At 32.8% G+C, this 9,002-nt stretch carries 7 protein-coding genes; 6 read left to right on the plus strand and 1 reads right to left on the minus strand.

Going from position 1 to position 9,002, the window contains the following annotated elements:
* Positions 1 to 189 precede the first annotated feature (189 nt).
* Positions 190 to 1,344: a tRNA uracil 4-sulfurtransferase ThiI gene (gene thiI / locus ACKI4K_RS01290; protein ID WP_407421488.1), complete on the plus strand. Its 1,155-nt coding sequence runs from the start codon at positions 190 to 192 to the stop codon at positions 1,342 to 1,344.
* A gap of 71 nt (positions 1,345 to 1,415) precedes the next feature.
* Here the strand turns inward: thiI and ACKI4K_RS01295 are convergent, their stop codons facing one another.
* The gene (locus ACKI4K_RS01295; protein ID WP_407421490.1) at positions 1,416 to 2,264 is read right to left on the minus strand and encodes a methanogenesis marker 8 protein; all 849 of its coding nucleotides are present in this window, start codon (positions 2,262 to 2,264) and stop codon (positions 1,416 to 1,418) included.
* Positions 2,265 to 2,719: 455 nt separating this feature from the next.
* Here ACKI4K_RS01295 and ACKI4K_RS01300 point away from each other — a divergent pair, with 455 nt between their 5' ends.
* The 5 genes from ACKI4K_RS01300 to ACKI4K_RS01320 are packed head-to-tail and all read left to right on the plus strand — an operon-like array spanning position 2,720 to position 8,331.
* Entirely contained in the window at positions 2,720 to 3,973 is a 1,254-nt protein-coding gene (locus ACKI4K_RS01300) for a methanogenesis marker 16 metalloprotein (RefSeq protein ID WP_407421492.1), read from the plus strand.
* Between the two features lie 13 nt (positions 3,974 to 3,986).
* On the plus strand, positions 3,987 to 4,598 hold the full coding sequence (gene hdrC, locus ACKI4K_RS01305; RefSeq protein WP_407421494.1) for a ferredoxin:CoB-CoM heterodisulfide reductase subunit HdrC: 612 nt from the start codon (positions 3,987 to 3,989) through the stop codon (positions 4,596 to 4,598).
* The gene (gene hdrB, locus ACKI4K_RS01310) at positions 4,595 to 5,536 is read left to right on the plus strand and encodes a ferredoxin:CoB-CoM heterodisulfide reductase subunit HdrB (RefSeq protein WP_407421496.1); all 942 of its coding nucleotides are present in this window, start codon (positions 4,595 to 4,597) and stop codon (positions 5,534 to 5,536) included. Before hdrC ends, hdrB begins: the two co-directional genes overlap by 4 nt.
* Entirely contained in the window at positions 5,533 to 7,845 is a 2,313-nt protein-coding gene (gene hdrA, locus ACKI4K_RS01315) for a ferredoxin:CoB-CoM heterodisulfide reductase subunit HdrA (protein ID WP_407421498.1), read from the plus strand. The genes hdrB and hdrA overlap by 4 nt, the downstream gene beginning before the upstream one ends.
* 48 nt (positions 7,846 to 7,893) lie before the next feature.
* The gene (locus ACKI4K_RS01320; protein ID WP_407378490.1) at positions 7,894 to 8,331 is read left to right on the plus strand and encodes a molybdenum cofactor biosynthesis protein MoaE; all 438 of its coding nucleotides are present in this window, start codon (positions 7,894 to 7,896) and stop codon (positions 8,329 to 8,331) included.
* The last annotated feature ends 671 nt before the right edge of the window (positions 8,332 to 9,002 follow it).

The raw sequence follows: 9,002 nt of genomic DNA on the forward strand, positions 1-9,002 counted from the left end.
TCACTATTTGCTTTAATTAAACATTTAAAGGATATCAAAGTGTTATAATTCTTTTTGTTTTTTAAACAATCTTATAAAAACATTTATATAATATCAAATTTTATATGTTATACTTGCTGTTATATTTTAACTAGTATTGAAGGGATTGCTATTAATTTTCAGCATATATCAAAATTAGAGAGTGTTTGAATGAATTACGATTTAATACTGGCTAGATATGGTGAAATAGGTGTAAAAAGTCCTAAAATAAGGGTACGTTTTGAAAAAAGACTTGTTAAAAATATTAAGGCAACATTTGAATGTAAAGTTGAAAGGAATCAAGGTAGATTATATATTCATCCAAAAAACTTTGATGAGGGAATAGAAAAATTAAATCATGTGTTTGGTGTAGTATCATATTCTCCTGCAGTATCAACTAAAACAACATACGAAGATATTGAAAAAGATTTAACTGAATATGTTAAAGATTTAATTAAAGAAAATCTTATTGATGAGAACACAAAATTTGCAATTAATTGCAGGCGTGTAGGAAATCATGACTTTACTTCACAGGAAATGGGTGCATATTGCGGAAACATTGTAAGAAATGTCGTATCAGCACCGGTTGATTTGACAAATCCTGAATTGACTATTTTTGTTGAAGTTAGGGAAAATGATACATATATTTTCCATGAAAAAATCAAGGGTCCAGGAGGTTTGCCTCTTGGAACACAGGGAAAGGTTGTTGCATTAATTTCAAGTGGAATTGACTCGCCAGTGGCCGCATATCTGATGATGAAAAGGGGTTGTGAGGTCATAGCGCTTCACTTTAACAATGACCCATTTTCAGGTCCAAAAGTAACTGAAAACTTTAATTTATTGGTTGATCAATTGAACACATATGCAAAAGGATCACCTATCAAAAAAAGAGTTGTAGACTATGGTGAATATCTTCAAACTGCTAAAACTAAAGCTCCGGAGAGAATGACTTGTGTATTATGTAAATCTGGAATGTATAAAATAGCAGAAAAGTTAGCAACAGAATTGGGTGCCGATGCTATTGTTGATGGAAGCAGTGTTGGTCAGGTTGCATCACAAACATTGCCCAATATTTTAGTAACAAGATATGGTGTGAACATACCAATATTATCTCCATTAATTGGTTTGGATAAAGAAGAAATCACTGCTATTGCAAAGGATATAGGAACGTTTAAAATATCTGAAATTGATGATGGAGGATGTAGTGCAGTTCCAAGATATCCGCAAACACATGCAGATTTAGATTTTTCAAAAAAAGCATGTGAAGACATGAACCAAGATGAATATATTGAAAAAGCATTTGAAAATATTAGGAGACTCGATTGAATCTCCCATATTTATTTTTTGAAATATTATATTAAAGAGAGGATATTCAATTAATTCCTCTTTCACTTTTTTCATACTAATGGTTTTGAATGTTCTTCTTTATTCATTGGATAATCATTGGTTGTCAGTGGTTTACCAATTTTTTCAAGCCGATTATCTAAGAATTCTCTTCCTTTTTCAGTAATTGCAATAATCGGAACCTTGGATCCGGAATAGTATGATTTTTCTTTTTCAGCCCAACCTCTAACATTTTTAGATGAACATGCAGTAATGACTTCACAGTATTTAAATGCAGTTTCCACTTCTTTTAAACTTGCATTCGTGGTGTGTGCTACAAACATATATATATTTACACCATCGGGCAAAGGATATTGGCCGATTTCTTCAATTGATTTGGATGGTAAAATTGTAATTGCAATATTCTTATAGCCTCTTTCAATTGCCATTTCCAATCCTTTAATAGGGTTTAAATCAGCTGTTTCTGGATTTAATACGTTTTCAATTCCAACTTGTTCAATAACTTCCGGTATGGGTGTAGTGCTAATAAGTGCCGATACTCGACCACCTACTCCCTGAATAATTTCAGGATCTGTCATCAGTAATGTTCCAACACCTTCGCACACGCCAACAACACAGTCAATCAATCCTAATTCAATGTTTGTTCTTAGAATTTCAGATATTCCAAAGCTCATGAAATCTTTCATTTTCACTACTCTTTGAGGTGTGCACATTCCAAATTCCCGGATTCTTTTTTCCATATTCCATTTTATGAAATCTTTAGTTAGATGTTCAGCACCATCAATTTTATAAAAAATAGGGCAGAAATCAACAAGGGGTTCTCCAACTGAGGTTACTTCTCCATTTTCTATTACTACTTCTGTTTTACCTAACGCTTCGATTACATGATAGTCTTTTGCCATAGTTTCACCTTGAACAACATTACATTTTTCAGATTTTGAGTTTACTTTTTTGTGATAGATTTTCCCATTAAAGTTAACTATTGTTATATTTAAATACTATAAGTTAAAAATATAACTATTGTGATATTTTTAAGTTTCTATCTTAAAATTTAAAAAATTAAATGGAAGGGATAGTTTATCTAAATATCAACTCTTCTTTATAATGAGAAAATATGAGAAGGTGAAAGATATCAATTGATAAAATCGGGCGAAATCAAATGATGAAATTGATTAAATCCTAGATTGCTTTGGTAAAAGTAAAAATTTACCTTACAAAGCTTAGTCTATTTCATCCTACTGGATAATACACTAAACTCGGGCATGGATTCCAGTGATGATATTAAACCTTTAAGGGATTTATTGTCTTAAAGAAGAAGCAAATTGGAAAATAAGGAAAGTTTAGGAGAGTAGTGAAATTGACTAATCAAAGAACTATTAGCCAGATCAATCAAAAGATTGAAAACGGCGATGCCAATATCTACACGGCAGAAGAGTTTAAAAAACTTATTAAAGAAGGTAACACTCCAAGTTTTGATGAAGTTGATGTGGTTACAACAGGAACTTGTGGTGTAATGAGTGGTACAGCTGCTATACTCAATTTTATAGTTTCTGGACCGGGGGAATTCATACGAGCTGAAGAAGTATTTTTAAATGGGGTTCCAGCACATGCAGGACCATGTCCAAACGAATGGTTAGGTGCAATTGATGTTATACTTCATGGGACTACTCATTCAATATATGACCACAATTATGGTGGAGGTTTTGTTTTAAAAGAACTTTTGGAAGGCAAAACAATTGATGTGAGAGTTGAAAGTGTTGAAGGTAAAACTATTGAAAACACAATAACTATAGATGATATTGGAAGAGGCCAAATTATAGGAACTAGAATGGCATTTAAAAATTATACTGCTTTTGTTAATACTTATAACGAACCAATTAATTCTATTTTTTCCGCAATTCCATTAGAAGGAAATCTTTCTGGTTTAACATTTTCAGGATGTGGCGATTTGAATCCATTGCAAAATGATATTCCACACAATGTAATAAAAACTGGAACCAGATTTTTATTCAATGGAGCTGAGGGGTATGTTTTAGGTGACGGTACACGTTCTAGTGCTGAAAAACCGAATTTAATGTTGACTGCTGATTATAAGCAGATGGACCCATATTATCTCGGTGGATATAAAACTGGGCAGGGCGGTGAAGTTTATGATACTGTGGCCATACCTATTCCAGTTTTAAATGAGGAAATATATAATAATCTGCTCATCACGGATGAAAACATTAAATTGCCATTAGCAGAAATCAAGGGTCGTCATTTACCATTAGGTGAAACCAACTACAAAGAAATGTGGGAAGGCTATGATTTAAGACCACAATATGACAGATTAAAATGTTCAAAATGTGATTCATGTACGATTGAAGAGATTTGTCCAACAAAGGCATTTGCAAATGAAAGATTGGATTTGACAAGGTGCTTTGGATGTGGATTATGTGCTCACTTCTGTAAGAATGATGCATTTGACATGAATACCGGCGATGTTGATTTGGAAATTAATGATAAATTAGTCAATGTGCCAATTATCTGTAGGCAATCTGATAGATTAAGAGGAAATAAATTATCAAATCAGTTGAAAAAGTTAATTGAAACACAGGAATTTACTTTGTAGTGAGGTGGTTTTAATGACTACTCAACAAAAGATTAATGACGCCCCCATTAATTTTGCAGAAGATGTAATAGTTAATGTAAAGAATACTCGCGATGATGGTGTCTTGAAATGTGTGCAATGTGGTTTATGTACTTCCACATGTCCTGCAGCACGCCATTCTGAATATAATCCTAGAGAAATTATTGAAAGAGTTCTTGACGGTGATGAAACAATAATGCATGAAGATTATTTATGGAATTGTTTTTATTGTTATACTTGTCATAGTGTATGTCCAGTTGGGAACAGTGTTTGTGAAGTAAATCAAATATTAAAACAATTTGCAATAAACCAAGGTATAGGATGGGATAAGCTTTATGAATATCTTGGGTTTGCCGACTCATATTTTGATGCTGCAATTGGTGCAATCCCGGAAATATTTTTTGAGGATATTGCAAAAGATGTCCCTGGATGGGAGGAGATTAGATTTGAAAAATTAGAAGAAAATAGGGATAAATTAAATCTTTATCCTCCATTAATGCCTCCAGAAGATGTTATTGAGGAAGTTAGTTTAATTTTAACAATTACTGGATTTAAGCAAAGAATGGAAAATATTAGAAAATCACAAGAAGAGGAGGCTAACAAATGAAAGATATTCCAGATAAAAATCTTCTTCTGTTTAGAAGTTGTCTTGTAAGTGTAGAGTATCCTGGTATTGAATCCTCGACAAAATATGTTTTTGAAAAATTAGGTATTGATTATGGCATTTCTGAAAAACAGACTTGTTGTACTGGATTAGGACATTATTCTGATGTTTTTGATCAAGTTTCAACAACTGCAATTGGGGCACGTAATTTTAAAGTTGCTCAAAATCTCGGAAGACCTAATCTTGTAATGATGTGTGCTACATGTTATGCAATTAACAAAAAATCCGTTAAGTTATTAAATAATAAAGATGACTTGCGGGATGAAATCAATACTTTATTTGAAGAAAATGGTTTGGACCATTTGAAATATGAAAAAAATGATTTGATGCCTACAGAAAATATCTTTCATTTTGTAGATATTTTATATGGTAAAAAAGACGAAATTAAAAAGCATATTAAATATGATTTAAGCCAATACAAGATAGCTACCCACCATGGGTGTCATTACTGTAAAGTTCATTATGAAGATACCATTGCTGGTGTAAGGGATCCGAATATAATTGATGAACTCATTGAAGCCTGCGGATGCAAAACAATTGGATGGTATGATCATAAAAGAGCATCATGCGGTACAGGATTTAGGCAAAGATATTCTAATCCAGATTTATCATTTACAGCGACAGCAGACAAAATGAATTCACTTAAGGATGAAGGTGTTGAAATTGTAGTGCATTTATGTCCTAATTGCCATATACAATTTGACAGATATCAACCATTAATCTCTAAAAGGGAAGGTAGGGAATTTAAAGCGATTCACTTGAATATTTCCCAATTCATTGCTATTGCAATGGGTGCTGATTGGGAGAGTGTTGTCGGTGTTCAGGCACACACTTCCAAAATCGATTCTGTGATTACAGAATTAAAGGAGGTTGAATCATGAGTGGAGATTTGAAAATTGGTGTTTTCTTATGTGAATGTGGTGGAAACATCTCCGATACCGTAGATTTGGATGAAGTCAGACAATCACTTGATGTTGAGGTAATAGAACAATTTGAAAATTTATGCTCATTAAATGGACGTAAAATCATACGTGATGCAATTATCGAACATCATTTGGATAGGGTTGTAATTGGCGCATGTTCGCCTATAAGTCATGAAAAAACATTCCAAGATTATGTAAGACCTCTAAATCCTTATTTGATGGATATGGCGAATATAAGGGAACAATGTTCTTGGGTTCATGAGGATAAACCGAAAGCTACAAAAAAAGCCATCACGCTTATTAATGCATCTATAGAAAAGGTCAAGCAGTCAGATGAAGTTAATCCTATTTACTGTCAAACCCCTGATGAGGTAGCAGTTATTGGAGGGGGGATTGCTGGAATGAATGCAGCATTATCCCTTGCACGACAGGGAACAAAAGTCACTATTATCGAACAGTCACCAACATTAGGTGGGCATATGGCTAAAATCGGAAAAGTTTTCTCTCCAGTGAAAATTGCTGAAGAATGCGGTATGTGTTTGCTTAATCCTATTCTAAATGATTTGGTATGGAATGAAAACATAACTGTTTGGACTAACTCAAAGATTATCAGTGCAAATCGTCATGCTGGAACATATAACCTTATTGTAGAGAAATCTCCAAGATTTGTTGACATCGATAAATGTATCGCATGCGGAAAATGTAGTGATGTCTGTGAAATCAATGTTCCCGATGACTGGAATGAAGGTTTATCTTTAAGGAAAGCAATTTATAGACCATATGGACAATCCTATCCTGAAGCATATGTAATTGACGGGGATGCATGTACAAAGTGCGGGGAGTGTAAACGTCAATGTATGATGGATGCAATTTCTCTAAAACAAAAACCTGAGAAAGTTCCACTTCAGGTAGGTTCTATTATAATAGCTACCGGTCATCAATTGATAGACCCTAATAAAAGGCCTGATTACTCCTATAAAAGACATCCGGATATTATTACACAAGCGGAACTTGGACGTATAACTGGCGTAAATGGACCAACAAAAGGCAAATTATTAAAAGCCAATGGTGAAGTTCCAAAAAGAGTTGTGATGATTCAATGTGTAGGTTCAAGGGATGAAAAGCCGGATGGACATAAGTATTGTTCTAAAATATGCTGTTCGGTCGCATCTAAAAATGCAAACATCATTAAACACAAGTATCCTGGTACTGATGTTTTAATTTGTTATACTGATGTGAGAACTCCTGGAATGTTTGAAAAATACTATAAACATACACAATCTAATGAAGTTAGGTTCTTAAGGGGGAGACCTGGTGAAGTTGCCGTTAAAGGGGATAATTTCATTGTACGTGTTGAAAACACCATTAAAGGCGAATTTGAAGAAATTGAATGTGATATGGTTGTACTTTCAACGGCGATGGAACCCTCTGAAGGAACTAAGGAAATTGCAGAAATCTTAAACATTGGAACTACGGAAGATTCATTCATAAAAGAATCACATCCCAAAATTAAACCGGTTACAACAGATGTTCAGGGAGTATTTGTTTGTGGTACTGCACAAGACCCCAAGGATATTACTGATTCGATAATGCAAGCAACAGCCGCAGCATCTAAAGTCAGTGAATACAATCATGGTGGAGTAGAAATTGAACCATTCATTGCAGATATTGACCATGAAAAATGTCAATTATGTGGGGACTGTTTAGCTAAATGTAAGTTTAAGGCTTTAAGCATTATTGATGATGAACTGGTCTTGGATCCGATGAGTTGTGACGGTTGTGGAAAATGTTTAACTGTTTGTCAACATGGTGCAATCAACATTAACGGTAATATTGATGAGAAGATATTCGCTACAATTAATGGTGTATTATCTAAGAAAGTGGATGATGAGCGTATCATATTGGTATTCTTGGATTCTATAGGTTATACTGCGGCGGATAATATTGGAGTTAATAGACTGAATTATCCGGAATCGATACATATAATAAAAGTTCACTCTGTTAATCGTGTAAGGCCTAGCCATATTAAATATGCACTTGATAATGGTGCGGATGGAGTATTTATTGGTGAATTCCCCGGTGATTTAATGTATGATGAAGTTGAACGTAAAATCGAAAGGGTGAAAACACAGATTGCAAATGCTGATGAAAATCCGAATAGATTGGCATTTTCAAAGGTATATATTCCTTACTTTGAGGGGCTTGCCCGCAAGTTAAATGATTTTGACAAGCAAATTGAAAATCTGAATGAGATAGAAGGGGTTTGAAAAAACCTCTTAATTTTAATTTTTATTTAAATAAATGGTGTTTTTAAAATGGTTGTACAAGTTATAAAAGCTAAGGATGATAAAATTACAGCAGCTGATTTAATTGCTGATTTGAAAAAGAATAATAAAATTGATTATTCTGGAGTAATTTTCACTTTTGAAGGAATGGTTCGTGGAAAAGATGAGAATATGCATTTGGAAAAGTTGATTTTATCAACTCCTGATGTTGAAAAAACTGTAGATGAAATTGAGAAAATAGTTGACAATACTAAAATTAAATATAATGTTCATGAAATTTCAGTTGTTCATTATATTGGTGAATTTTACACAGGAGACACATTATTTTTAGTTGCTGTTTTAGGTTCTCATAGAAATGAAACCCTTGAAGCATTAAAAGAAACAATTGAAAATGTTAAATTCAATGTAGAATTTAAAAAAGAAGAAATTTCAAAAGAAGGAAGAAAAACAATTTTGGCAGGGGGATAAATCATAACTTCCTGTTCAGTGAAAAGTTTATGACTATTTGATAAAAAGAGAATTCCTCCTTAATGAGGTATTTATTTAATAAATTGAGTTATATATCAATAAAAAGTAGTGGATAATTTGCTACTTTTTTGAGCATTTTTTCTTTGTAATTTATTAAACCGGATTCAATTTGTTGTAGATAAATAAATTACTATTTATCGTCCCAATGGTGAGTGTATTAATGCAAGTTATGTGGGTAATGGTATCTGGTGGGCAGTACTTACTTTTTTATTTCACCAGCAAAACCAACAATCAGAATACTTGAAAGGAGCTCTCATAATTTTAACTACTGTTTGTTTTTAAATTAATTTCCTTTATCAAATATTTAATCTGCTAATACATTAGTTGCAGGCATAGATACTTTTGCAAGTCCATGTGATGAAGTTCTGAAATTTTTATGAATCTGACTTTTTTTAAAATTAGTAGAACATAATTATTGTGAATTAATGAATGAATATTATATTTAATATTTTACTTTTTAGAATTGTGATCGGATTTTTAAAGGTATATTCGATTTTTAAAAGAGGATTGTCTTTTAAACTGCTATTTTTCTGCCCATCATAATTAAGTTCCATAATCAACTCGATAAGTTTATTTTATCAGTTTTTGATATTAAACGACTTGTGTTATTG

The sequence above is a fragment of the Methanobrevibacter sp. genome, from assembly GCF_045644645.1.
Taxonomy (GTDB): Archaea; Methanobacteriota; Methanobacteria; order Methanobacteriales; family Methanobacteriaceae; genus Methanocatella.

Coding starts and splice junctions, on each gene's coding strand:
- thiI (WP_407421488.1), top strand. CDS start 190: ATGAATTACGATTTAATACTGGCTAGATATGGTGAAATAGGTGTAAAA.
- ACKI4K_RS01295 (WP_407421490.1), bottom strand. CDS start 2,264: ATGGCAAAAGACTATCATGTAATCGAAGCGTTAGGTAAAACAGAAGTA.
- hdrC (WP_407421494.1), top strand. CDS start 3,987: ATGACTACTCAACAAAAGATTAATGACGCCCCCATTAATTTTGCAGAA.
- hdrB (WP_407421496.1), top strand. CDS start 4,595: ATGAAAGATATTCCAGATAAAAATCTTCTTCTGTTTAGAAGTTGTCTT.
- hdrA (WP_407421498.1), top strand. CDS start 5,533: ATGAGTGGAGATTTGAAAATTGGTGTTTTCTTATGTGAATGTGGTGGA.
- ACKI4K_RS01320 (WP_407378490.1), top strand. CDS start 7,894: ATGGTTGTACAAGTTATAAAAGCTAAGGATGATAAAATTACAGCAGCT.